20 protein-coding genes are annotated in these 24,200 nt (G+C 68.3%); 11 read left to right on the top strand and 9 right to left on the bottom strand.

Annotated features, from left to right (window positions below; all coding sequences use genetic code 11):
• Nucleotides 1-138: 138 nt before the first annotated feature.
• Entirely contained in the window at nucleotides 139-1,482 is a 1,344-nt protein-coding gene (locus U9983_RS13465) for a UDP-glucose/GDP-mannose dehydrogenase family protein (RefSeq protein ID WP_322754350.1), read from the top strand.
• Nucleotides 1,483-1,505: 23 nt separating this feature from the next.
• On the opposite strand, the gene U9983_RS13460 is transcribed toward U9983_RS13465, so the two are convergent.
• On the bottom strand, nucleotides 1,506-2,123 hold the full coding sequence (locus tag U9983_RS13460; RefSeq protein WP_416211387.1) for a beta-class carbonic anhydrase: 618 nt from the start codon (nucleotides 2,121-2,123) through the stop codon (nucleotides 1,506-1,508).
• A 767-nt stretch (nucleotides 2,124-2,890) separates the two neighbouring features.
• On the opposite strand from U9983_RS13460, the gene U9983_RS13455 reads away from it, so the two are divergent.
• The 3 genes from U9983_RS13455 to U9983_RS13445 all read left to right on the top strand — a co-directional run bounded on the left by U9983_RS13455 (nucleotide 2,891) and on the right by U9983_RS13445 (nucleotide 6,451).
• On the top strand, nucleotides 2,891-3,352 hold the full coding sequence (locus tag U9983_RS13455) for a GtrA family protein (protein WP_322747611.1): 462 nt from the start codon (nucleotides 2,891-2,893) through the stop codon (nucleotides 3,350-3,352).
• 336 nt (nucleotides 3,353-3,688) lie between these two features.
• Nucleotides 3,689-4,372: a TetR/AcrR family transcriptional regulator gene (locus U9983_RS13450; RefSeq protein ID WP_322754349.1), complete on the top strand. Its 684-nt coding sequence runs from the start codon at nucleotides 3,689-3,691 to the stop codon at nucleotides 4,370-4,372.
• Nucleotides 4,373-4,465: 93 nt separating this feature from the next.
• The gene (locus tag U9983_RS13445; protein WP_322754348.1) at nucleotides 4,466-6,451 is read left to right on the top strand and encodes an Hsp70 family protein; all 1,986 of its coding nucleotides are present in this window, start codon (nucleotides 4,466-4,468) and stop codon (nucleotides 6,449-6,451) included.
• Between the two features lie 58 nt (nucleotides 6,452-6,509).
• Here the strand turns inward: U9983_RS13445 and U9983_RS13440 are convergent, their stop codons facing one another.
• Together U9983_RS13440 and U9983_RS13435 are read right to left on the bottom strand one after the other, a co-directional pair.
• On the bottom strand, nucleotides 6,510-7,052 hold the full coding sequence (locus tag U9983_RS13440; RefSeq protein WP_322747604.1) for a PH domain-containing protein: 543 nt from the start codon (nucleotides 7,050-7,052) through the stop codon (nucleotides 6,510-6,512).
• 59 nt (nucleotides 7,053-7,111) lie between these two features.
• A complete protein-coding gene (locus U9983_RS13435; protein WP_322754347.1) occupies nucleotides 7,112-7,909 on the bottom strand; it encodes a biotin--[acetyl-CoA-carboxylase] ligase in 798 nt (265 codons plus the stop codon).
• A gap of 190 nt (nucleotides 7,910-8,099) precedes the next feature.
• Between U9983_RS13435 and U9983_RS13430 the strand changes: the two genes are divergently transcribed.
• From U9983_RS13430 to U9983_RS13415, 4 genes are all read left to right on the top strand, one after another.
• A complete protein-coding gene (locus U9983_RS13430) occupies nucleotides 8,100-9,707 on the top strand; it encodes an acyl-CoA carboxylase subunit beta (RefSeq protein ID WP_322754346.1) in 1,608 nt (535 codons plus the stop codon).
• A 378-nt stretch (nucleotides 9,708-10,085) separates the two neighbouring features.
• A complete protein-coding gene (locus U9983_RS13425; protein WP_322754345.1) occupies nucleotides 10,086-10,352 on the top strand; it encodes an acyl-CoA carboxylase subunit epsilon in 267 nt (88 codons plus the stop codon).
• Between the two features lie 130 nt (nucleotides 10,353-10,482).
• The gene (locus U9983_RS13420; RefSeq protein WP_322754344.1) at nucleotides 10,483-12,243 is read left to right on the top strand and encodes an acetyl/propionyl/methylcrotonyl-CoA carboxylase subunit alpha; all 1,761 of its coding nucleotides are present in this window, start codon (nucleotides 10,483-10,485) and stop codon (nucleotides 12,241-12,243) included.
• Nucleotides 12,244-12,269: 26 nt separating this feature from the next.
• On the top strand, nucleotides 12,270-12,794 hold the full coding sequence (locus U9983_RS13415) for a DUF5313 family protein (protein ID WP_322754343.1): 525 nt from the start codon (nucleotides 12,270-12,272) through the stop codon (nucleotides 12,792-12,794).
• On the opposite strand, the gene U9983_RS13410 is transcribed toward U9983_RS13415, so the two are convergent.
• The gene (locus tag U9983_RS13410; RefSeq protein ID WP_322754342.1) at nucleotides 12,719-14,161 is read right to left on the bottom strand and encodes an NAD(P)H-quinone dehydrogenase; all 1,443 of its coding nucleotides are present in this window, start codon (nucleotides 14,159-14,161) and stop codon (nucleotides 12,719-12,721) included. The two genes, U9983_RS13415 and U9983_RS13410, sit on opposite strands and share 76 nt — an antisense overlap.
• 397 nt (nucleotides 14,162-14,558) lie before the next feature.
• On the opposite strand from U9983_RS13410, the gene U9983_RS13405 reads away from it, so the two are divergent.
• On the top strand, nucleotides 14,559-14,999 hold the full coding sequence (locus U9983_RS13405; protein ID WP_322751767.1) for a gamma-glutamylcyclotransferase: 441 nt from the start codon (nucleotides 14,559-14,561) through the stop codon (nucleotides 14,997-14,999).
• Nucleotides 15,000-15,020: 21 nt separating this feature from the next.
• Here the strand turns inward: U9983_RS13405 and U9983_RS13400 are convergent, their stop codons facing one another.
• Nucleotides 15,021-15,563 carry a MarR family transcriptional regulator gene (locus U9983_RS13400; RefSeq protein WP_322754341.1) on the bottom strand — a complete coding sequence of 181 codons (543 nt, stop codon included), beginning with the start codon at nucleotides 15,561-15,563 and terminating at the stop codon, nucleotides 15,021-15,023.
• A 96-nt stretch (nucleotides 15,564-15,659) separates the two neighbouring features.
• On the opposite strand from U9983_RS13400, the gene U9983_RS13395 reads away from it, so the two are divergent.
• Nucleotides 15,660-17,822 carry an MMPL family transporter gene (locus U9983_RS13395; protein WP_322754340.1) on the top strand — a complete coding sequence of 721 codons (2,163 nt, stop codon included), beginning with the start codon at nucleotides 15,660-15,662 and terminating at the stop codon, nucleotides 17,820-17,822.
• Nucleotides 17,823-17,925: 103 nt separating this feature from the next.
• Here the strand turns inward: U9983_RS13395 and U9983_RS13390 are convergent, their stop codons facing one another.
• The 4 genes from U9983_RS13390 to U9983_RS13375 form a co-directional block, all read right to left on the bottom strand.
• Nucleotides 17,926-19,221 (bottom strand): amidohydrolase, encoded by a 1,296-nt coding sequence (locus U9983_RS13390; RefSeq protein ID WP_322754339.1) that lies wholly within the window; start codon nucleotides 19,219-19,221, stop codon nucleotides 17,926-17,928.
• Between the two features lie 127 nt (nucleotides 19,222-19,348).
• Nucleotides 19,349-20,491, bottom strand: coding sequence for a glutamate--cysteine ligase (locus tag U9983_RS13385; RefSeq protein ID WP_322754338.1), 1,143 nt, complete (start codon nucleotides 20,489-20,491; stop codon nucleotides 19,349-19,351).
• Nucleotides 20,492-20,798: 307 nt separating this feature from the next.
• Nucleotides 20,799-22,538 (bottom strand): aspartate--tRNA ligase, encoded by a 1,740-nt coding sequence (gene aspS / locus U9983_RS13380; protein ID WP_322754337.1) that lies wholly within the window; start codon nucleotides 22,536-22,538, stop codon nucleotides 20,799-20,801.
• A 282-nt stretch (nucleotides 22,539-22,820) separates the two neighbouring features.
• Nucleotides 22,821-23,219, bottom strand: coding sequence for a hypothetical protein (locus tag U9983_RS13375; RefSeq protein ID WP_322754355.1), 399 nt, complete (start codon nucleotides 23,217-23,219; stop codon nucleotides 22,821-22,823).
• 197 nt (nucleotides 23,220-23,416) lie between these two features.
• Here U9983_RS13375 and U9983_RS13370 point away from each other — a divergent pair.
• On the top strand, nucleotides 23,417-24,200 hold a 784-nt coding region (locus U9983_RS13370; protein WP_322754336.1), incomplete at its 3' end, for a Fic family protein.

Below are 24,200 nucleotides of genomic sequence, written 5' to 3'. Positions count from 1 at the left end.
TGAATCTTCTGCCCGGATGATCGACGGCCGGGAGGCGACGCAATGGAGAGCGGGTTCCCGTTCGCGACGCCCGAACACCGGGTATAAGAACGACCGGCACGAGGGGCGTGGATGAAGAAACGGGGCTGGGGTGCGTAAATGGCGGTCTCGAGCGATCTTCGTCTGAGCGTCATCGGTACCGGCTACCTGGGCGCGACCCATGCGGTCTGCATGGCGGAACTGGGATTCGACGTGGTCGGCGTCGATGTGGACCCGGTCAGGATCAGACGTCTCGCCGCCGGCGAGACGCCGTTCTTCGAACCGGGGCTGGAGGAGCTCCTGCGCAAGAACCTGGAGGCTCACCGCCTGCGTTTCACCACGTCCGTGACGGACGCCGCCGCCACCGCGGACGTCCACTTCATCTGTGTAGGGACTCCACAACTTCCCGGGGAGAATGCGGCCGACATGCGCCATGTCGACGCCGCCCTCACCGGGCTGCTCAGAGCTGGGATCCGGCCGGGGGCGCTCATCGTCGGAAAATCCACCGTGCCCGTCGGCACGGCCATGCGACTGGCGGGACGGCTCGACGCCGAGGCCCCCGCCGTGGAGCTGGCGTGGAACCCGGAGTTCCTGCGCGAAGGCTTCACTATTGACGACACCCTGCGGCCCGACCGCCTGGTCTTCGGTCTGCCACCCGACCCGGCCAGGGCACGGGTTGCCGAGGCGGTCCTGCGCCGCGTCTACGCCGCCCTCATCAACGCAGGTGTGCCGGTTGTCGTTGCCGACTATCCCACTGCTGAACTGGTCAAGCTCGCCTCGAACGCGTTCCTCGCAACCAAGATCTCTTTTATCAACGCAATGGCGGAGATCTGCGAGATCACCGGTGGGGACGTCACCGACCTGTCCACCGCGCTGTCCTACGACAGTCGCATCGGCGGGCAGTTCCTGCACGCCGGTCTCGGCTTCGGTGGGGGCTGCCTACCCAAGGACATCCGTGCGTTCCAGGCCCGCGCGGACGAGCTCGGTGTCGGCCGGGCGCTCGGCTTCCTCGCGGAGGTCGACGCCATCAACTCGCGTCGACGCACCAGAACCGTGAGCCTGACCACCCGGCTACTGGGCGGGACGGTCGCCAACAAGAAGATCGCCGTTCTCGGGGCGGCGTTCAAACCCAGCTCCGACGACATCCGCGACTCGCCGGCCCTCGACGTCGCGGGCGCCCTACACCGCGCCGGCGCCACGGTAACCGTCTATGACCCGGCGGCGATCCCCAACTGCCGCGTCGCTCACCCCCAGCTGACCTACGCGAACAACGCCGTCCACGCCGCGGTCGGTGCCGACATCCTGCTGCACCTCACCGAGTGGAGCGAGTTCCGTGAACTCGACCCCGCCATGCTCACCCAGGTGGTCGCCGGCGCGATCATCATCGATGGCCGTAACGCCCTGGACCCGGCCGCGTGGCGCGCGGCCGGCTGGGCCTACCACGCCTTGGGCCGGCCCGCCTGACCGGGCCGGCGGCCCCAGAATGATCACTCGACGACTTCGTGCAGGGTGCCGCTCGCCACGTCGTAGATGAAACCGCGAACCGACCCCGAGGTGACGAGGAAGGGATCGGAGCGAAGTCGCGAGATGGACGCCCGGACGCTCGCCTCAAGATTGGCGAACGTGTGGACGGGCCAGGCCGGGCGGAACCCCGCGTGTTCGAACAGCTTGTCCCGAAATCCATCGTCGGTGATGGTCATCATCCCGCACTGGGTGTGATGCAACAGGATGATCTCCGTTGTGCCGAGCTCGTGCTGGCTGACCGCCAGCGAACGGATCACGTCGTCGGTGACCACGCCGCCGGCGTTTCGCAGGACATGCGCGTCGCCCTCAGCGAGACCCAGCAGCGCATGAACGTCCAGGCGAGCGTCCATGCAGGCCAGGACTGCGACACCGGTCGCGGGCCTGGCCGGGCGCGCCCGCATCGGCGCGCCATCGGCCTGGCGTGCGGCCGCGAAGGCCCCGGCACGCTCCACCATCGAATCCGTGGCGGTGCGCGAGTGACCGACGGGACCCAGGTGAGCGGTGGTGGTAGTGGTGCGTGCGCCGGCGGCCGTGCATGCGCCGTCGACCCGCACTGAGCCTCGGCTGTCGACCATGGTCATGGTGGTGCAACCTCCATCGGCGCGGTGGACACAACAGAACCACGTTCGTCCGTTCGTGCACGGCAGCGTCGCCGGGAACCCACCGGTGCGGCACGCCGCCCCGCCGCGACCCGGTTGGGAACGCTCCGGGACACCGCGTGGCGGGCCGTCACCACAGCCGGCCGAAACAAGGATGACGCGACCACGCCGTTTTCGCCACCAGTACGGACCACCGCGGATCAGAACCCACGTCGCGCCAACCGGACCCGCGATCGAGTCACCAAACGAAGCAGGGGGCATACTTGCCGCAGGGGATCGGCCCTGCGGACGATCCGACGATCGCGGGTCGGGCGTTCTCGCCCGGCTACGACTGTCGGTACACCCGTCCGCAGCCGGCCCGTGCCTGTGAGATCGCCGCCCGGACTACCGTTTCGTGCACGGCGCGGGGTCCGCTCGTACGCCGGGCTTCCGTTGTCCCGCGAAGCATCGGAAAGGGGACCGAGGCTCTCGAGGGCCACTGATCGGGAACCAATCCAGCCAAGGGTGACCTCATTGTGATCTTTCCGGTCACCGGCGGCGCCAAGGACTTGACAGGCCGACGGTCACGCGATCATGGATGTGCTCGCACGGCCGGCGGCCCCACGTAACCAGGGGGGTGGCGGATGAGTCGGTGGAAACCGTCTGTAGGCTCAGCCGGTGATACAAATCGGTCAACAACATCCGGAGTGAGCGTGGCACCGGTGGCGGCCAGCGCGAAGCAGTCACGTTGGCCGGTACTCGACCACGAGATGGCGAAGTTCGGCGTGATCGGCCTCGCCTGCTACGCCATTGACGTCCTCGTCTTCAACCTGTGCCATGGGCTTGTCGGCATGGACCCGATCAGCGCGAAAACCGTGTCCACCATCGTGGCCGCGACCTGCGCCTACGTCGGCAACCGGCACTGGTCGTTCACGCACCGGGCCAGGACGGGCCTACGACGTGAATACACCCTTTTCGTCATCTTCAACGCCATCGGCCTGGCAATCGCCCTGGGATGCGTCGGGTTTGCCAGCCATGTGCTGAACCTGCACGGCGTGCTTGAGCTCAACCTGGCCGCAAACGTGGTCGGCACCGGGCTCGGCACCATCTTCCGATTCTGGGCATACAAGCGGTGGGTGTTCCTGCACCCCGACGACCCGAAAGCGCTGCTGCACGCCGCAGCCGATGCGCAGCGTCGGCACAGCGTCCCCGAGCCGGCCGGCCGCGCCTAGGTCCTAGGTCCTAGGTCCTAGGTCCTAGGTCCAAGGTCCAAGGACCAAGGACCAAGGACCAAGGACCAAGGACCAAGCCGAGGTAACCAATCAGGATCGAAACAGGAACCGCCGTTCCGATCCTGATTGGTTCCCGTCAGCCTGGGATGCGCTACGCTCTCGGACGAGCCCGCACGTTTCCTTCTCGTCGGCGTCGCGGCTTGGGACGGCAGACGGAACGCGTCGACGGTCACCGGATGACACGCGTTCGGTTGAGACCGGTTGGCGGAAGGCAGCGTGATCATGATTTGCGCTGCCCGGGGCCTCAGGAAGCCTAGGTCACAGGGGGACGCCGTGGTGCGGCCTACGCTTGACGCCCGTCCCGGGGGTCGTCCGCGGGATGAGTCACGGGACGGCGCAATCCGTCGTGCCACCCTCCAGCTACTCGCCGAGGTGGGCTACGACGGGGTCACCATGGACAGGGTGGCCACCCGGGCGAAAGCCGGCAAAGCCACGATCTACCGCCGTTGGCCTTCCAAGGTCGCCCTGGTCATGGACGCGATCACGACAATGGCCGAGCAGTCCGTACCCGTTCCCGACACCGGCTCGTTCCGCACGGACATGCTGGCGTTCCTCTCCTCGTACCGGGATGCCATCGGCGATGATCGCGGCAGAATCATGGCCGAGCTGGTGTCGGAAATGCCCCGCAATTCCGAACTGCGGGACGCTCTGCGTAATGGGCTACTCGCCCAACGCAAAGCCGCGGCCGATGTCATCGTGCACCGTGGTATCGCCCGCGGGGAGATCGGCGCCGGTGCCGACCACGCGATGCTCATCGAGCTCGGACCGGCACTCGTCCTGCAACGGATTCTGCTGTCCGGTGAAGTCGTGGACGCCGCGTTCATGGAACAGATCGTCGACGATCTGATCATTCCCTATGCCGTCCACGGCCAAGCGGGCCAACGGGCGTGCGACGATCATCAGATCACGCGCCCGCAGGCCGCAGTTCCCCTGGCACTGGCGGAACAGCCGACGACCTGATCCCGGAGCACCGCGAGCACCGGATCGGGACGGTTTTTCCAGCCACGCGATAATGGCCGCAGGCTCGAGAACGTCCGACAATGCGGGGGAAATGTGGCAACCGGCCTGACACTCGCGGTCGACCTCGGCACAGGCTGCACGTCCGCCTGCGTCGACATCGACGGCCGCGGGGTATCCCTGCGACTCGGGCCGGACGGGCCAATGCCAGCAGTGGTCACCTTGAGTAATGACGGGCGGCTGTTAACCGGTACCGCAGCCGTGGAGGTCGCGGCCGCGCATCCCGACCGCGCCCAGCGCCATCCATTACGGGCGCTGGAGACGACCGATCAGGTCCAGCTCGCCGGAATGACCATCCCCACGATCGAACTGATCGCCGCCGTCCTGCGCCAGGTTCTGCACGAGGCGACCCGCCATGCTCCGGGCCCACCGCCGGGCCAGGTTGTCCTCACCGCGCCGGTCCGCTGGGCGTCAACGGAGATCGACAAACTCCGGGCGGCCGCTGCCAGGGCGGGGCTCACCGACATCGTGCTGCTCCCGGAACCGATCGCGGCGGCACGCTGGCATGCCGATCCGGCCAGCATCCGCGCGGGCACGGCCGTTGCCGTGTACGACCTGGGCGCCACGACCCTCGCGACGACGATTCTCACCGCGACACCCAACGGATTCGAAATCCGCGGGGAACCCGGCGGCAATCCCGCCTTTGGTGGCGAGAACATCGACGACATCCTCCTCCGTCGAGTGGCAGAACGGGCACGCACAGTTGACTCACATGGATGGGACGCGCTGTGGGCCGACCTGAGTCCATCCACGCGCCAGCGCCACCACCAACTGCGCCAGCAGGTTGTGGCGGCCAAGGAAGCGCTGTCGACAACCACCGTCTGCACTGTCGCGGTAGGCGAATCCATCGGTGACATCGAGGTCACCCGGGCGGACCTGGAAGCGTCGATCGAAGGTGACCTACGCGCGAGCGTGACGGAGTTGCTCCGCACAGCGCAGAACGCGGGGGTCCGACCCGGCGAGCTCACCGCGATCTTTCTTGTCGGCGGTTCGACCCGCATCCCACGGATTTCGGCGCTGTTGGCGGAGATGACTGGCGTCCGGCCCCGGCCCGCCGACGACCCCCAGGCCGCGATAGCGCTGGGCGCCCTGCTGACCGCGACCACCGCGACCGCGGGACCCGGTGTGAGACCGGAACCGGCCCTCCACGCCACCCGCGTCCTGCCGGCGTCCGCCGCCGGCATGGCCGCTGGCCCCAACCCGTCCGCACCCCGGGATCAGTACCCGCCGACCGCGGGCTACCCGTTCGGCGAACAGCCGCCCTCGGGTCCGTACCCGCCGCCAGGCGCGTACCCACCGCCAGGCGCGTACCCGCCGCCAGACGGTTACCCAGGCGGACCGCCGCAGCGGCGGCCGTCGCGCCGGCGACCCACCGCCACGGTCGGAGTGATCGTCGCGCTCCTGGCCCTCGCCGTCAGCATCCCGGTGATCGCATTTACCATGACACGTTCGGACAAACCCAACCCCAGCCCGACCGCAGGCCGGACCCTGCCGGCGATCCCGACCGGACCGGCCGACACGTCGCGGCCCACCTCGTCGGCATCACCATCCGCATCCGCATCCGCATCCGCATCACCATCGGCCAGCGGTTCCGCCGCCGGGCTGACCGTGGCCCAACGCAGGCTGTCGGCAGTGCTCGATCCCGCCGAAATGACCGACTGCAAGGCGAATCCGGATGGCGAGGACTCCGACGTCGACGCGTCGCTGAAGTGCGCGGCGAGCAACGGCACAACCGTCATCGCGTTCCATTACTACACCGCGAGATCCCTGCGCAACGACGTCGACTACCGGTCCGGTCAGATCAACGACGAGGGCACCTGCGAGAACGGCCGTTCCAGCGTCGGAACCTGGCAGGTGGGCAGCAATTCCAGCGTCGATGTCGGCGCGCTCCTGTGCTACTACCACAGTGGGCAGTTTGTGATGTTCTGGAGCTACGACTCGGACCTGGTCAGCTTCGCCGCCGCGGACACCGACGCCGCATCCCTCTACCAGTGGTGGAAGCGGTTCGACCCGCTGGCCTGACCCGGCCACCTACCGGCCCTGCTGTCTACCGGCCCTGCTGTCTAACCGGCCCTGCTGTCTAGCGGCCATAGCCGTCGGCGTCAGCATCGGCGCCGGCAGGCCCTCGGCGCCGGACCTCGATGTCCTCGACCAGCCGGTAGAGGGTTGTATGCACCTCTTCGACCCGGGGCAGGTTCGCCAGTACCACCTGACCCCGTTCGCCGGCGCTTTCGATGGTCAGTGTGCCGGATCCCAGGAGGCGCTCGACGAACGAATGGTGGAACGAGACATCGTTGAGCCGCTGGAGCGGGATGTCCCGGCCGGTGCGGGAAAGAATTCCCGTCCGGATGACAACGCGCTCCGTCGTCACCACATAACGTGTCGTGATCCACCGCAACCACGGCCGCAGGCTGGTGAAAAGGAGCAGGGCCGCCGCAGCCGTGATGAGGACCCACTGCGCCGGGTGCTGGAACGAGCCCGCCGGTATCGCCAGTACACCGAACAGGGTCAGGCCGAGAACGACGACAAACGCGCTGACCGGCGCGACCAGCCTGATCCAGTGTGGATGGAGGTGTAGGACAACCTCTTCGTCACTGGTGAGAATGCTCTCTGGAAATCCCACACGGCCGATCGTCTCACCATCGCCGCACCGGGCGGGCCCGAGGGTCGACCGGCTCGGCGTCAGCGCAGGTGAACAACGTCCGCAGCGGCGAAAGCCCGGCCGTCCACGACAAGGCGGCCGTGAACGTCCACGTCGGTGGCGGTGCCCACAACGACGGCGCCGTCGGGCAGCTCGACCCGCACCGCCCGGCCGAGCGTCGCACACACCGAGCGGTAGGCGTCGACGGCGCGGCCCGGCTCGGCCAGCCAGGCCCGGTATGTGACGGCGACGTCCCGCAGCAGCTCGATCAGCAGTTCCCCCCGGCCCACGGCCGGGCGTGACCCCCGCCGCTGGCAGAGCGCCACGCTGGTTGCTCCCGGGGGCAGCTCATCGACATCCGTCTCGACGTTCAGGCCGACCCCGACGATCACTGCCGCCGTTGCGGGCTGGCAGGGAACAGCCTCGGCAAGGATTCCCGCCAGCTTGGCGCCTTCCACCAGGACGTCGTTGGGCCACTTGAGAACGGCCGGGATGCCCGCCAACCGGCGCAGCGTGGCAACCAGCGAGGCGCCGGTTACCAACGGCAGCCAGCCGAGCGCTCCGGCCGGCACGGTTGGCCGCAGCAGCACCGAAAACGTGAGCCCGGCGCCCGCCGGTGAAACCCAGGACCGCTCCAGGCGCCCCCGCCCCGCCCACTGCAGCTCGGCGACGAGCACCCGTCCTTCACCGGCGCCGGCTTTCGCGGCCGCCACCAGATCGGCGTTGGTCGAGCCGGTCTCCCCGACTACCTGTACGTCCAGGCCGTCGTCGGCGAGAGCCGCCGCCAGCAGGCCGGCGTCCAGTGGCAGCCGCCGTGGCTGTGTTTTCGATGTCCGCATGTCAGCCAGGGTGCCACCGACGAACGTGTTACCGGAGCGTTATGGTGGCGAGCCTCGGGTTGACTGGCCTCGGGTTCGCTGACCTCAGGTTGGCGGGCTGGGACGCCGACGCGTCGCGCGCGGGCGCGGGTTTGTGCCCTCCGCGCGCGAATCGAGCACGTGGGGCCGTACCCGCCGTACGCTGCCCGGCATGGTACTTCCTGTTCCCGCTGAGAACCCCGCGCAGGGTTCGGTACCCGATCTTCTGACAGCCACCGGCAAGATCGCCGAGTTGAAGCGGGTCAACGACGACGCGGTACACGCCGGTTCCCAGCGGGCCGTCGACGCCCAGCACGCCAAGGGCAAGATGACAGCCCGTGAGCGAATCGAGGCATTCCTCGACCCCGGGTCGTTCGTCGAGACCGACGCGTTCGCCCGACACCGCGCGCATGACTTCGGACTCGAGCAGAACCGTCCCTACGGTGACGGGGTGGTAACGGGCTACGGCACTGTGGACGGCCGCCAGGTGTGTGTGTTCAGCCAGGACTTCACCGTTTTCGGCGGCAGCCTGGGCGAGGTCTTCGGCGAGAAAATCGTGAAAGTCATGGACCTGGCGCTCAAGACCGGTTGCCCGATGGTGGGCATCAACGACTCGGGTGGCGCGCGCATCCAGGAGGGCGTGGTCTCGCTCGGGCTCTACGGCGAGATCTTCTATCGCAACGTGATGGCATCGGGCGTCGTTCCGCAGCTCTCACTGATCATGGGTCCGTGTGCCGGCGGTGCCGTCTACTCCCCCGCCATCACCGACTTCACGCTGATGGTCGACAAAACCAGCCACATGTTCATCACCGGCCCGGACGTCATCAAGACCGTGACCGGCGAGGACGTCGGCATGGAGGAGCTGGGCGGCGCACACACCCACAACTCCCGCAGCGGTGTCGCCCACTTCCAGGCCGCGGATGAGCTCGACTGCCTGGAAACCGCCAAGGCACTGCTGGCGTTCCTGCCGTCGAACAACATGACCGACCCGCCCGGCTTCGCCGAGGTGACCGATGTCCAGGCGGAGGTCACCGCCGAGCTGGACGTGTTCATCCCGGACTCGCCCAACACCCCGTACGACATGCACACGGTGATCGAATACGTGCTCGACGAGGGCGACTTCCTCGAGGTCCACGCCCAGTTCGCGCAGAACATGATCTGCGGCTTCGGACGGGTCGACGGGCGTTCGGTGGGCGTCGTCGCCAACCAGCCGATGCATTTCGCCGGCACCCTCGACATCGATGCCAGTGAGAAGGCGGCACGCTTCGTCCGGACGTGCGACGCGTTCAACATTCCGATAATCACCCTGGTCGATGTTCCCGGCTTCCTGCCCGGTACCTCGCAGGAGTGGAACGGAATCATCCGTCGGGGCGCGAAGCTCATCTATGCCTACGCCGAGGCCACGGTCCCGAAGGTGACTATCATCACCCGCAAGGCCTATGGGGGTGCATACGACGTCATGGGGTCGAAGCACCTGCGGGCCGACATCAACCTGGCCTGGCCGACCGCGGAAATCGCGGTGATGGGCGCCCAGGGCGCTGTGAACATCATTTACCGTCGGGAGCTCGCGTCCGCCGCCGACCCGGAAAGCCGCCGCGCGGAACTGATCGCGGACTACACCGAGCACTTCGCCACGCCCTACATCGCCGCCGAACGCGGGTATGTGGATGCGGTGATCACCCCGTCGGTCACCCGCCGCGAAGTGATCCGGGCCCTGCGGCTGCTGCGGACCAAGCGGGAGTCGCTCCCGCCCAAGAAGCACGGAAACATTCCGCTTTAGAGTGCCCGGCAGTAGGGGCGTGGATCAAGGAGCGGGGCTGGGGTGCGTGCATCGCGAGGCGGAGGAGGGAGGCACCCTGGTGTCGGGTGTCGACCGACGGAGCCGGGGTACCCGTGCATCGCGCAGCGATGGACGGGGAGCGATGACGCGAGGTGCGTGCCCGAGCCCCGCGACGCCGCGACGCCGCGTCCCCTATTGCCGGTCGCTCTTAGTGCCCCGGGGACTGCGGCCTGCGGGCGCGCGATCTGACGATCGTCGTGCGCCCGTTGGCCCGCTGGCGACCCGGGGATTTCGGCCTCCGGCGATGCGAGAAGAACCACGATCGCATCGCCTTTGGGCCGCCAGGTGCAGCTCGCACGTTCATGAAGGGAGCGTCAGGTGGACAGCAAGCGTCAGGTGGACAACAGCGGCGACGGCCCGACCCGTCCATATCTGCGGCTTGTGCCGGCGAACGCATCCGCCGAGGAGATTGCCGCGTTGGTCGCGGTGGTCCGCCTGCGGGCAGCGGTGCCACCGCCCGAGTCGGCGGCGCCGTCGGGTTGGACCGACCGGGCCGCGACGTTCCGCCAGAACGTGCATTCCGGCCCGAACACGTGGCGGCAAACCGGTTTCACGCAGGGTGTCCGCACCCGAGCCGACTGGTAACCCACGGTCCGCGGCTGAGAACCCTCGCTGAACGCCCGCCGCCGGCAACAGCTGCCCAGGTCCCCGCGACGCCGCGTCCCTATTGCCGGGCGCCCTAAACTCAGCCACCCTGAACGAGGACGGGAGAAACGTGCGTAAGATCCTCATCGCCAACCGGGGAGAGATCGCTGTCCGGGTCATCCGCGCGTGCCGGGACGCCGGATACGCAAGTGTCGCGGTGTACGCCGAACCCGATATCGATGCGCTCCACGTCCGAATTGCCGACGAAGCGTACGCCCTCTCGGGCAGCACACCGGGCGACTCCTATCTACGGATAGACAAGATTCTCGACATCGCTCGGGTGAGTGGCGCCGACGCCGTCCACCCCGGGTACGGGTTCCTCTCGGAAAACGCAGACTTCGCCGAGGCGGTCGTCGCCGCGGGCCTGACCTGGATCGGCCCACCGCCCGAGGCCATCCGGCGCCTGGGCGACAAGACCGCCGCCCGCCACATCGCCCTGGCCGTGGGTGCGCCGCTCGCGCCCGGCACGGCCGACCCGGTCGCCGGCGTCGCGGAGGTCGTGGCGTTCGCGGATCAGTACGGCCTGCCGGTCGCCATCAAGGCTGCTTTCGGTGGCGGCGGGCGCGGGCTCAAGGTCGCGTGGAATGCCGACGACCTACCCGAGCTCTTCGAAAGCGCGGTGCGGGAGGCCACCGCCGCCTTCGGCCGGGGCGAGTGCTTCGTCGAGCGCTACCTGGACCAGCCACGCCATGTCGAGACCCAGATCCTCGCTGACAACCACGGCACCGTCGTCGTGGTCGGCACCCGGGACTGTTCGTTGCAGCGCCGCTACCAGAAACTCGTCGAAGAGGCCCCGGCTCCGTTCCTCACCGAGGAACAGCACACCTCACTCTATGAGGCATCCCGGGCCATCTGCAGGGAGGCCGGCTACGTCGGTGCGGGCACGGTCGAGTTCCTCGTCGCCCGGGACGGCATGATCAGCTTCCTTGAGGTCAACACCCGGCTGCAGGTCGAGCATCCGGTCACCGAGGAGACCAGCGGCGTCGACCTCGTCCGTGCGCAGTTCCGCATCGCCGAAGGCGAAGCGCTCGACCCGGCGGACCCGACTCCGCGAGGGCACTCGATCGAGTTCCGTATCAACGGCGAGGATCCGGGACGTAACTTCCTGCCGGCCCCGGGCACGGTCACCCGGTTTATCGCGCCCACCGGCCCGGGCGTGCGGGTCGACGCCGGCATCGAGTCCGGCGCCGTCATCGGCGGCGCCTTTGACTCGCTGCTCGCCAAGCTGATCGTCACCGGCGCGACCCGAACCGAAGCGCTGGAGCGCGCCCGCCGCGCGCTGGACGAGATGGTCGTCGACGGCATGGCCACGGTGCTGCCGTTCCATCGCGCCGTCGTACGGGACCCGGCGTTCGCACCGGCCGACGCGACCGAGCCGTTCCGCATACACAACCGCTGGATCGAGACCGAGTTCGACAACACCATCCCGGTCTTCACCGGCGGGGTGGATGCCGACACCGGGCCGGCGGAACGGGAGTCGGTGGTGGTCGAGGTCGGCGGCCGACGCCTTGAGGTCGTCCTACCCGCGGGCTTTGGAGCCGCGGCCGGCCCGGCGGCCGGTCGCACCGCCCCGCCCCGGCGACGCTCCGGCTCGAAAGCCGCGCGCGCCGTCACCGGCAACGCGCTGACCAGCCCCATGCAGGGCACCATCGTCAAGATCGCAGTCAGTGACGGCGACACGGTCGAGCCCGGCGACCTCGTCGTCGTCCTGGAAGCGATGAAGATGGAGCAGCCGATCACCGCGCATCGGGCGGGTACCGTGACCGGGCTCGCCGCAACCGTCGGCGGCGTCGTCTCCAGCGGCGCCGTCCTGTGTGAGATCAAGGACTAGAAGGAATCTGTTCGTAGGCTGGCCCCATGGACGCTGGTAGCAAGAGGGCTCTGTCCTCAGACCACCTGAACCCGGCTGCGCCCGCCAGCCCAACGCCCGCCAGCCCAACGCCCGCCAGCCCAACGCCCGCCAGCCCGCAGCCCGTCCGGGAGCCGCATCCGCCCCTGACCGGTCGGGTGTACTACCTGGTGGGTGGGACGCTGCCACCGCAGTACTCGTCATGGGTGTCGCACGATCTGACGAGTCCGCGGTGGCGGGTCCGGCAGGCTTCCCGCCTGCCGCTGCTCATGGTGCCGTTCGCGATCGTGTTCGCACTGTTGCCCGGGCGGCTGGACGTCCGGCTCACCATTTCGATCTTCCTGCTGGCCGCGGCGGTGGGGCTCGGATTCGCCACTGCCGGTCACTTCCGCAACCGACGCCTCGTCCAGCACGGCTTTCCACCGGTTGTCCCGCCCGAGGAGGACGAGGCCATCGATCAAAACCCCGCGAACAGGTCCCGGGGGATGGCGATCCGTGCGGCTTCGGACAGGGAACCGGAAACCGAGGGATAGATCGCAAACGTGTGGGCGACCTGGTCGACGGTCAGACCATTGGCGACCGCCAGCGACACCGGAAAGATCAGTTCTGATGCCCGCGGCGCCACGATGACCCCGCCCAGGATGCTGCCGCTACCGGGCCGGCAGAACAGTTTGACAAAGCCGTCAGTGACGGCCTCCATCTTCGCGCGCGGGTTCCGGGCGAGCGGGAGGACCGTGGTGTGAGCAGCAACCGCGCCTGATTCGATCATCCGCTGGGAGATGCCAACGGTCGCGATCTCCGGTTCGGTGAAGATGTTCGACGACACGGTGCCCAACCGCAGTGGGGTGACCGCCTCACCGAGCGCGTGCCACATCGCGATCCTGCCCTGCATGGCGGCGACGGACGCCAGCGGCAGTACACCGGTGCAGTCACCGGCGGCGTACACGCCGGGCACCGACGTTCTCGACATCCGGTCGACCTCGATGTGACCGGTGGCGCTGCGTCGAATCCCGACATCGGTCAGGCCGATGTCGGAGGTTCGCGGTACCGATCCGACCGCCATCAGGACGTGGCTGCCGCTGATGATCCTGCCGTCGTCGAGATCCACTTCTACCCCGCCGGTGACCCGGCGGGCCGCCGTTGCCCGGGACCGGCCCAGCACGGTGACGCCCCTGCGCTGGAAGACATCCTCCAGCACCCGGGCCGCGTCGGGATCCTCACCGGGCAGTACCCGGTCACGGGAGGAGACAAGCGTCACCTGCGCCCCGAGCGCCCGGTAGGCGCTGGCGAACTCGGCGCCGGTGACACCGGACCCGACCACGATCAGATGCTCGGGCAGCCTGTCGAGGTCGTAGAGATGGCGCCAGGTGAGAATCCTCTCACCATCGGGTGTCGCCGCCGGCAGGATCCTCGGCGACGCGCCGGTGGCGATCAGCACGATGTCACCGAAGAAGGCCTCGCCGGAATCGATCTCGACGGCATGCGGACCGACCAGCCGCCCGTGGGCGTGCACGACCCGGACGGCCTCCTTCTCCAGCCGGGTCTCGATGTCCCGGGACTGCGCCTGCGCCAGCCCACGCACCCGGGCATAGACCCGCTCAATGTCAACGCTGACGCCGGCGGGAAGCCCGGGGCCGGGTGTCGCGCGGGCATCCCAGCCCGCTTCGGGCAGCACGAAACCCCCGTCACGTAGCCGAACACCGAGCGAGGGCGCCGCGGCCAGTGCGGTCATCGCCGCCGATGTGGCGATCAACGTTTTGGACGGAACACAGTCAGTGAGAACACAGGCACCCCCCGTCCCATCCGAATCGATGAGCGTGACAAATGCCCCGAGCTCGGCACCGACAAGCGCCGCCTCATACCCTCCGGGGCCTCCTCCGAGGATGACGATTCGCGGCACGTACGCGCTCCCTTCCGTGGGCGAGCTGCTCTCCAGTTAGCCGGGGACTGCGGCCTCCGGCGGCGCGCGAGGAACAGCATCGCGCCGCCTTCGGCCAGCGACCTGGGGACTGCGGCCTCCGGCGGCGCACGAGGAACAGCATCGCGCCGCCTTCGGCCCTCCAGCTATCTTGCCTCCCGCCGCGCGCCGCACCGCTGGGATCCGGAGCGACTTTCGTACAATCGGGGAAAGGTGGCCCGCTGGGCTGGCGCGTCAGCCCCGCCGGCCTGGACCGGCCCGGCCCGTCACCGCAGTCGGGCGGAAGGTGGGTACGGTAGGCGCCAGTGGAGATTCTTGAAATATGCCGTCGCACGAACGGTGACGGTCGCGACGAAAGAGCCTGCGGAAGACGCACGCCATGACCATGTACGCCGCCTACGGCAGCAACCTCGATCCGGCTCAGATGAAGGAGCGCGCGCCGCGCGCTCCGGTCATCGGGACCGGCTGGATACACGGCTGGAGACTCACCTTCGGCGGCGAGGACGTCGGTTGGGAGGGCGCGCTCGCCTCGATCGTCGAGTCCCCCGGATCCCGGGTCTACGTGATGCTCTACGACATCGACCGGCGTGACCTGCGACAGCTCGACGTGTGGGAAGGCGCCGACGCGGGCCTCTACACCCGCATCCGCGTCCGGGTGTCCACGCTGGACGGCGAGGCGTTGGCCTGGACGTACGTGCTGGACGCCTACGAAGGCGGCCTGCCGTCCAAACGGTACGTGTCGATCATGGCTGACGCGGCGGAGCGGGCCGGCGCCCCGGCCGACTACGTCGCCTACCTGCGCAGCCGCCCGACCGCCTAGGCAGGGCGCTTGCGCAGCCGCCTACGGGTGGTCGATCGGCGCGGCGCGCATGGCCGGCTCCTGGTGTCCAAGCGGCTCCTGGTGCCCGACGGCCTGCCCACGGGCGGCCAGCTCGTCGCCCAACAACCCGAGGATGCGCACGAGGTCGGCCTGGTCCTGCGCGGACAGTGCGTCGAACAGCGTCGAAGCCCGTTCGATGTGTTCACGACCGAGCCTGTCCACGACCCGTTCACCCTTGCTCGTCAGGGTGATGAGCGTCGCCCGGCGGTCGTTCGGATGCCGGGCACGGCGTACCAGACCTTCGTGCTCGAGGGTGTCCACGAGCCCGGTGACGGCCCGGGCCGTCGTTCCGAGATCCTCGACAAGATCGCGCATGATAGGCGGATGCGGATGGTGTCGCAGAGCCGACAGTAGCCGCACGCCAGCCGGACTCACACCACCGAAGCCAACAGTAGTCTTTACGTAACGCACCCAGGCGGGACCGAACCGGGCAAACGCATAGAATACCTGCTCCCGCAGGGGGCATCCGATTCCATCACCATGCGCCGCCTTTCGATCACTCATCGGACAAACCATTACTGGCTTCACAATCACTGGTGGTACTGTTACCGACGTCAACATGCGCAAGCACAGATCATCTTAACGAGTGGGGAGACGCCGATGCCGGCGCTCGCACGCTGGTGCCTCCGGCACCGTCGTCTTGTGATCCTTTTCTGGATCGTTGCGTTCGTTGTCGGCGGCGCCACAGCCGGCACCACCACCAAACGCCTGACCTTCGACTTCTCCCTACCCGGCCAGCCCGGCTTCGAGACCTCCCAGAAGATACTCGCGACCTACCACACCCAGGGTCAGGGAGCGCCGATCATCCTGGTGTTGGCCGCGAAACCCGGCGACAAGGTCGACGACCAGCAGGCGACGGACACCTTCGCCGCGGTCGAACACGACGTGCATGGCGTGCGGGTCGTCGGGAAGGCCGCCACGGGCGACAACGTCTTCACCACCGCCGACGGGCGGGCCCAGTTCGCCTACGTCTTCTACCCACCGCAGACCAGCTTCGCATCCGCGACCCTTGACGACCTGAAGACGTCAATCGCCGCACACACGCCGGCATCGCTGACCGGGACCGTCACCGGCATGGACGAACTCGCGGCCAACGGCGGCGGCGGCGACGGCGGGCCGGGGGTACTGGTCGAAACCCTGCTCGCCGGTGTCGGCGCCCTGGCGATCCTCGCGTTCGTCTTCGCCTCCATGCTCGCGCTGGTGCCGCTGCTCGTCGCGGCGGTGTCGATCATGTCGACCTTCCTGATCCTGCTCGGACTGACCGTCTTCGCGGATGTGTCGTTCCTGGTGCAGTTCCTCGTCTCCCTGATCGGCCTCGGTGTCGCCATCGACTACTCGTTGCTGATCGTCACCCGGTGGCGCGAGGAACGGGCCCACGGCCGGGAGAACCACGACGCGATCGTGGCCTCGATGGCGTCGGCGGGCCACGCCGTGCTGTTCAGCGGCCTCACCGTCGCGATCGGCCTGGTCGCGCTGGTCGTCATCCCGGTACCCTTCCTGCGCTCCGTCGGCTACGGCGGAATGCTCATCCCGGTGGTCAGTGTGGCGGTCACCACCACGCTGCTGCCCGCTCTGCTCGGGGGCATCGGCCCGCGGGTCGACTGGCCGCGGATCCGGCACGAGAACACCGCGAGCCGGTTCTGGACCAGGTGGGCATCGCTGGTCGTGCGCCACCGCTGGATCGCCGCAGGTGCCGGTGCAGCCATCCTCACCGCTCTGATCATTCCGTTCTTCGGGATCCAGATCGGCACGGCGCAGTCCTCGTCGCTGACGAAGACAGGGCCGGCCTACGAGGCGCTGAAAGTCCTTGAGGACGGCGGTGCGCCGAAAGGCATCCTCACCCCGGCCGAGATTCTGGTCGACGCACCGGCGGCCGGCGAGGTGGTGCGACGCGTGCGCGCGGTGGACGGCGTGGCCACCGCGACGGCCCCGACCGGTCCCGCGTCGAACCGGGCCGGCACCTCGATCGTCCTTGCCGTGCCGAACAACGAGACCGCGGGCGGCAGCAGCACCGACCCGATCCGGCGGATGCGGTCCGCCCTGGACAACGTGCCCGGGTTCATCGGTCTGACCGGGATCGGCGCACTGCAGCTGGACTACATCCATGCTGTCTACGGGGCGTTCCCGCTGGCGCTCGGCCTGATTGTCCTGATCACCTACATACTGCTGGTGCGCGCCTTCCGCTCACTCCTGCTGCCGCTCAAGGCGGTGTTGTTCAACCTCGTATCGCTGGGGGCGACCTTCGGCGCCGTCGTGCTGTTCTGGCAGCGCGGGTACGGCTCCGAGCAGATCTATGGCATTCATGGCACCGGCTCGATCACCTTCTGGCTACCTCTGATGGTCTTCGCGTTCCTGTTCGGCCTGTCGATGGACTACGAGGTGTTCATCCTCGCCCGCATCCGGGAGGAATACGACGCCAATGGTGACACCGACGGCGCCGTCATCGAAGGAGTCGGCCGTACCGGGCGGCTTGTCACCTCGGCCGCGCTGATCCTGTTCCTGTCGTTCCTGTCGCTGTCGAGCGGACCGCAGACCGACATCAAACTGTTCGCGACGGCGCTCGGCTTCGGCATCCTGCTCGACGCCACCGTCGTGCGGATGCTGCTGGTGCCGGCGTTGGTGTCGCTGTTCGGCGACTGGAACTGGTACCTGCCGGACTGGACCGCGAAGCTGCTGCGGGTGCAGGAATCCCACACCCATGACGGCCCGGGTGTTCCGCAGCCGCGGTCCCGCCGCGAGACCGAGGTCCAGACGTCCAGATAACCCGGCCCGTCCCGGGGTTGGGTTGACCATGATGGTCAACCCAACCCCGGGGGGTGTTGCGGGCTGTGCCGCAACGACGGGTACGACAGGTACGACAGGTACGTCAGAACGACGCGGCGGCCCGCTCCAGTGCCTGCAGCGCGGACGCGGCAAGGAACCGCACGCCGATTCCGATCGCCGCCTCATCCACGTCGAAGCTGCCCTGGTGCAGGTCGTAGGTGGGTCCCTCAGGTATGCGGGTACCGAGGCGGGCAAGCGCGCCGGGTACGTGGTCCAGATACCAGGCGAAGTCCTCGCCGCCGAGGGACTGCGTCACCGACATCTCCGCGCCGGGCGCAAGGACGCGATGCACGGCCGTCCGGAACAGCTCGATGGTCTCGATGCTGTTCACCACCGGTGGTACCCCACGCCGGTACTCGAGGGCGAGATCCGCCCCGTAGGGGGCGACGATCTGCTCGGCGAGCCGTCGCACGAGCGCCGGCACGTCCTCCCAGGTATCCCGGGACAGCGTACGGACCGTCCCGGCGATGCTGCCCGCCCGCGGAATCGCGTTGGCCACGGTGCCCGCCTCGACGTGCCCCCACACCAGCGACAGCGACGAGCGTGGGTCCACCAGGCGGGACAGCGCCGCGGGTAGTTCCACCGCCAGCCTGGACAACGCGTAGATCAGATCAACGGTGTTCTGCGGACGGGACGTGTGGCCGCCGGGGCCGCTGAGGGTGACCCTGACCGAGTCGGCCGCCGAGGTGATGGGGCCGGCGCGCAGCCCGATCGTCCCGACGTCCAGGGACGGGTCACAGTGCACGGCCATGACGGTGGACACCGACTTGAGTACGCCGGCGTCGATCACGTCCAACGCACCGCCCGGCATGGTCTCCTCGGCCGGTTGGAACACGAGCCGGACGGTTCCCGCCAGCGGATTGGCCCGGGCGAATTCGGCGAGCGCCAGCCCCACCCCGAGCACGACGGCCGTGTGGACGTCGTGGCCGCAGGCATGGCAGACGCCGGGAACGGTCGAGCCGTAGGGGACGTCCTTCACGTCCAGCACGGGCAGCGCGTCGATGTCGGCACGTACCATGACCATCGGGACGTCCGGCCGATCAGATGCGGTGCCCGTCCCCGCAGCGCCGGAGGACGTCGTGGCCGTCTTAGCCGTAGTAGCCGTCACAGCCGTCGTGTCCCGGCCGATCGGGCCGATGTCACACCACAGGCCCGTCCCGGCCGGCAACGGATGCGGCGCCAGGCCGGCGGCCGACAGGCGGGCCGCGATGGCACGGGTCGTCCGGTGTTCCTGCCTGCCCAGTTCCGGATGAGAATGAAGATCACGTCTGAACGCGACGAGCTCGCTTTCATGCTGGTTCAGCCAGCTGGCGACCGCCTCGGGGGCGTTCGCCATCATGTCGGCCGTCCAGCCTGTGCCCGCTGTCCACGCTCACGTCGTGCGCCCGCCCGGATGACCTGATCAGGGCGGATATCCGCGTACAGCAAAGGCCTGACCCCACCTCTCCACCACCGTCGGCCCGGATTCACCGTACGGGCCGACGAAACTCCATCTCCTGAAGCAGGGTATCCACCACGGCCACCAGATCCCCATCAGCCCGCCGCGCCGCCATCCGCTGCCGCTCGCTGCTCGAGCCGACATCCAGAATGTGCAGGACGTCAGCCAGTTCGTCAGTACATGCCAGCCTGCGCGCCACCGGCAGAAGATCGTCTACAAGATCAACAATCTCATCGCGGATACTGCGTGTCGCGCCACGGTCATCCACGACGATCTCGGCGGCAAGACCGTAGCGGGCTGCCCGCCACTTGTTCTCCTGGACGACCCATCGGTGTGGTGTCGGTAACGTGTAGCCCCGGTCGAGCTGGGTGTCCATCCGGTCGACCAGACACTGCGTCAGCGCGGCGACCGCCCCGACCTCCAACAGTGTCGGCAACCCGTCGCAGATACGTAGCTCCACCGTGCCGAAGTTCGGATGCGGGCGGATGTCCCACCACAGCTCACGAATGGTTTCGGCGGTACCGGAGGACACCAGCGTCGCCATGAGCTGTTCGAACTGCCCCCAGTCGGCAAGCAGGTACGGCAGGCCCGCGGTCGGCAGGCTCTCGAACAACTTCGACCGCGCCGAGGCCAGACCCGTGTCCAGACCCAGCCAGAACGGGGAGGATGCCGACAGCGCGAGGAAGTGTGGGATGTAGCCGGCGAGGGCGTTCACGATGGGGATCGCCTTTTCGCGCGAGCGGACCCCGACATGCACGTGCACGCCGAAGATCAGAAGACGCCGGGCGATCCACTGCATCCGGTCCATGAGCGAGGCATAGCGGGGGTCCGGGCTGATCTGCTGCGTGTCATAGCGGGTCAGTGGATGGGTCCCGCTGCACATCAGCGCGAGCCCCCGCGGCTCGGCAAGATCCGCCAGGAGATCCACGGTTGCCAAAAGATCCTTTTTGGCCTCGGTCACGGTGTCGCAGACACCTGTGACGACCTCGATGGTCGACTCGAACAGCTCGTGCTTGGCCCGTGGCTCGGCGTCCCGGCCGATCTTATTGTGGTACTCCTCGAGGATGGCCGTCGCCGCCCCACGAAGGTGGCGGGTACCACGATCGACCAGCGCCAGCTCCCACTCGATGCCGAGACTGGACGTCGGCGACGACGAGAACGGTATCTGCATTCCCTGGCCTCCTGCTGCGTACGACTGCTGCATCCGACCCGCGAACCGCTCTGCCCGCCGTGTCCGAACCAGCCAGCACCGTTGCTGGAGACGGATTCGTCGGTCATACCCGCGGGATAACGCGCAACGCCCGACTCCCAGGGCTTCCCGGCAAGCCGGGGGCAGCGTGATCACGACAACCCGTGATCACGAGTACCGCAGGGACGCTGGAACGGGACGCGCCAACCAGGTAACGGTAGGTCGCGCCACGGTCAACCGGAGGCTTTCGCCATGAATCGTGTGCAGGATCCTGGCCCGGCTTCGACGGCTAGGCGGAGGGCAGCACCCGGATGCCCAGCTCACGCAGCTGGCGCGGCTCGATCTCGGTGGGCGCGCCGGTCATCGGGTCAAGCCCGGACTGGGTCTTGGGAAACGCGATGACCTCACGGATGTTGTCCTCGCCGGCCAGGATCGCCACAAGCCGGTCGATGCCGACGGCGAAGCCACCGTGCGGCGGCGCGCCGTAGGAGAACGGCGTCAGGAAGAAACCGAACCGACGGTCGGCCTCGGCCGCTGAGATCCCAAGCGCTGCGAAGACCCGCTGTTGCAGGTCGGGCTCGTGGATTCGGATCGAACCCGAACCCAGCTCCCAGCCGTTGAGCACCAGGTCGTAGGCACGGCTGCGGACCGCCAGCGGCTCGGTCTCCATCCTGTCGACGTCATCGGGATGCGGCCGGGTGAACGGGTGGTGCCCGGGCTTGGGCCGTCCGGTCTGCGCGTCGATCCCCACGAACAGCGGGAAGTCGACGACCCAGACGTAGCGGAAGCCGCCCTCCCCGGCAGCCGGGCGCCCGAGGTCGTTGCGGAGCTGACCGAGCACCTCGCACACGGTCGCCCACTCGTCGGCGACCAGCAGGAGGAGGTCGCCGGTCTCACCGCCGGTCGCCTTCACGATCCCGGCGAGCTCGGCAGCGGACAGGAACTTCGCCACCGGGGACTCCAGCGTGCTGTCCGCGCCGACCCGCATCCACACCAGGCCCTTCGCGCCGAGCTTCTTGGCCCGGTCGGTCAGGGCGTCCAACGCCTTGCGGTTGTGGGTGGCCGAGCCACCGGGGACGCAGATGCCCTTCACCGCGGGCGCCCCGGCGAACGCCTGGAAGCCGCTCGCCGTGAAGATCCCGGTCAGTTCGACGAGCTCCATGCCAAAGCGCAGGTCGGGTTTGTCCACCCCGAACCGGTCCATGGCGTCGTGCCAGGTGATCCGCTCCATCGGCGGCTGCGCGACGCCGGTGACCGTCTCGGTGGCGGCCAGCACCGCGGCCGAGATCACCTCCAGCACGTCGTCCTGGTCGACAAAGCTCATCTCGACGTCGAGCTGGGTGAACTCGTACTGCCGGTCGGCCCGTAGATCCTCGTCGCGCAGGCACCGGGCGAACTGGAAGTAACGGTCGGTGCCGCCGACCATCAGCAGTTGCTTGAACAGCTGCGGAGACTGCGGCAGCGCGTAGAAGCTGCCCGGCGCCTGCCGGGACGGGACCACGAACTCCCGGGCGCCCTCCGGCGTGGACGGCATCAGCAGCGGCGTCTCGACCTCGACGAAGTCCCGGGGCACCAGGGTGGAGCGCAGCGCGGCCAGCACCGCCGAGCGGATCCGCAGGTTGCGCTGCATCCGCTCGCGGCGCAGGTCGAGATAGCGGTAGGTGAGGCGGGTCGACTCGTCGACCGAATCGGCCCGGTCGTCGATCGGGAACGGCGGCGGCGTAGCCGCGGCGAGCACGGTCACCGTGCAGTCACGCAGCTCGACCTCACCGGTACCCAGGCCCGGGTTGACCGTCCCCTCAGGCCGGGCCACCACCGTGCCGGTGACGCTCAGGACGTACTCCGACCGGGCGTCGACGGACCCGTCCACGACGCACTGCACCTGGCCGGAGTGATCGCGCAGGTCGACGAACATCAACGACTGGCCGTGCTGGCGACGGTGGGCTACCCAGCCGCACACCGTGACCGTCTCACCGATGTGCTCTGTACGCAGCGCACCGCACAGGTGTGACCGCATCGCCGTTTTCATCGACCCGTCCGTCCCGCTTCCCTCAGCCTTCGCCCGCGCCTTCAGGGCGTGCCTGACCCGACCGACCTTACCGGCCGGAGAAACGATGACCGAGCGGATATGCCCACGCGCCCGGCGTCACCCCGTCCGACCTCGTCGGGACCGGCCAAACCGCCCGTCCAACCGGCGGCCAACCGCCCACGCACCCAGCGGCCAGTTCACCACGTGCCTAGCGTCCAGTTCACCACGTACCCTGCGGCCAACTGCCCACTGATCACGAAGTCAGATCGCCATCGGGCCTGGTCAGAGCGGCCTACCGGGGCGGCGTAAGGCCCGGATGAGGCGGGAGACCTCGCCGCGCAGGCTTGCCGGCACCCGCAGCACCTGCCGACCGGCCGGGGTCATCAGATCAACGGTGATCAGGTCACCGCGCTTGCGCCCCTGGGACGCCGCGACCGTTCGTCGGTCGAACGCCACGTCGAAGTAGTCACCCGCCCGTGGGAACGGCGCGACGACCAGCAACCGCCGGGTGGTGAGCAGGATCCAGCGGGACGCCCCCAGCCGGTGTCCGATAAAGCGTTCAGCCCTGGCGGTGAGCGCACCGGGACCTGACGGGTCAGTCAGCCTCCCCCTCAGCACGACCTCGGTGAACTCCCCCGGCTCCAGCGGAACGTCCGGTGGCCTGGCCCGGCGTGCCGGCATGCCTCGCACGCGTCCCAGCCTTGCACCACCGGGCACCACACGCGTCCAGGGCAGCACGGACGCACAGGACACCACGCACGCAAGGCTGCCCTGCCCACGGCTCGGCGTTGTGATACCTACCTACCACTGGCGCTAGCTTGTGATACCAAACAGCCCTGTAGGTATCACAAGGACATCGGAACGGTGGGTGGGTATCAGTGCGGCGTGACTCCTTCGCTCCCGAGCAGTCGCGCTACGTCGTGCGGGCCGAGCGCGACTACCTCGCCTTCATCCCACCGCCGCTGCCACCGGCGCTCGACTTCGACCGGTCCCTGGTCGGCCTGCTCTCGGAGGCCGACCGTGCCCTCGGCGAACTTGCCGGCGCTGGTCGCACGTTGTCCAATCCACGCCTGCTGGCCCGCGCGCTCGTCCGCCGGGAAGCCGTGCTGTCCAGCCGGATCGAGGGAACACAGGCGTCCGTGTCGGATCTGGTCCTGTTCGAGGCCGACCAACCAACCCACGACGACGGCAATGACGTCCGGGAGGTGTTCAACTATGTGACGGCAGTCGAACACGCTCTTGATCCGAATCGTCGGCTCCCGCTGAGCGTGTCGTTGCTCCGGGAAGCGCACGCCATCCTGCTGGGCGGCGTCCGCGGCAACTACGCCACTCCGGGCGATGTTCGGCGAAGCCAGAACTGGATCGGAGCGCCCGGGTGCACCCTCGATACCGCGACCTACGTTCCGCCGCCACCCGAGCGACTGTGGGAGTGCCTGGACGCGTTCGAGAAATACCTGCACGCCGACCACGATCTGCCACCACTGGTCACGATTGCGTGTGCGCACTACCAGTTCGAGGCGATCCACCCGTTCCTCGACGGCAACGGCCGGGTCGGCAGACTTCTCGTCGTCCTGTTGCTGGCCGAATGGGACCTGCTCGATGCCCCCCTACTCGACATCTCGGCGTGGATCGAACCGCGACGCGACGAGTACTACTCCGGCC

It is taken from the genome of Protofrankia sp. Cas3, from assembly GCF_963555955.1.
Taxonomy (GTDB): domain Bacteria; phylum Actinomycetota; class Actinomycetes; order Frankiales; family Frankiaceae; genus Protofrankia.
The sequence above is the reverse complement of the archived record's forward strand: the minus strand, read 5'-3'. Positions and strand labels throughout refer to the sequence as shown.

Bases quoted from the DNA above. Each gene is read 5' to 3' on its own strand.
- U9983_RS13465 (WP_322754350.1), top strand. From the start codon at position 139: ATGGCGGTCTCGAGCGATCTTCGTCTGAGCGTCATCGGTACCGGCTAC.
- U9983_RS13460 (WP_416211387.1), bottom strand. From the start codon at position 2,123: ATGACCATGGTCGACAGCCGAGGCTCAGTGCGGGTCGACGGCGCATGC.
- U9983_RS13455 (WP_322747611.1), top strand. From the start codon at position 2,891: ATGGCGAAGTTCGGCGTGATCGGCCTCGCCTGCTACGCCATTGACGTC.
- U9983_RS13435 (WP_322754347.1), bottom strand. From the start codon at position 7,909: ATGCGGACATCGAAAACACAGCCACGGCGGCTGCCACTGGACGCCGGC.
- U9983_RS13430 (WP_322754346.1), top strand. From the start codon at position 8,100: ATGGTACTTCCTGTTCCCGCTGAGAACCCCGCGCAGGGTTCGGTACCC.
- U9983_RS13415 (WP_322754343.1), top strand. From the start codon at position 12,270: ATGGACGCTGGTAGCAAGAGGGCTCTGTCCTCAGACCACCTGAACCCG.
- U9983_RS13405 (WP_322751767.1), top strand. From the start codon at position 14,559: ATGACCATGTACGCCGCCTACGGCAGCAACCTCGATCCGGCTCAGATG.
- U9983_RS13400 (WP_322754341.1), bottom strand. From the start codon at position 15,563: ATGAGTGATCGAAAGGCGGCGCATGGTGATGGAATCGGATGCCCCCTG.
- U9983_RS13395 (WP_322754340.1), top strand. From the start codon at position 15,660: ATGCCGGCGCTCGCACGCTGGTGCCTCCGGCACCGTCGTCTTGTGATC.
- U9983_RS13390 (WP_322754339.1), bottom strand. From the start codon at position 19,221: ATGATGGCGAACGCCCCCGAGGCGGTCGCCAGCTGGCTGAACCAGCAT.
- U9983_RS13385 (WP_322754338.1), bottom strand. From the start codon at position 20,491: ATGCAGATACCGTTCTCGTCGTCGCCGACGTCCAGTCTCGGCATCGAG.
- aspS (WP_322754337.1), bottom strand. From the start codon at position 22,538: ATGAAAACGGCGATGCGGTCACACCTGTGCGGTGCGCTGCGTACAGAG.
- U9983_RS13375 (WP_322754355.1), bottom strand. From the start codon at position 23,219: ATGCCGGCACGCCGGGCCAGGCCACCGGACGTTCCGCTGGAGCCGGGG.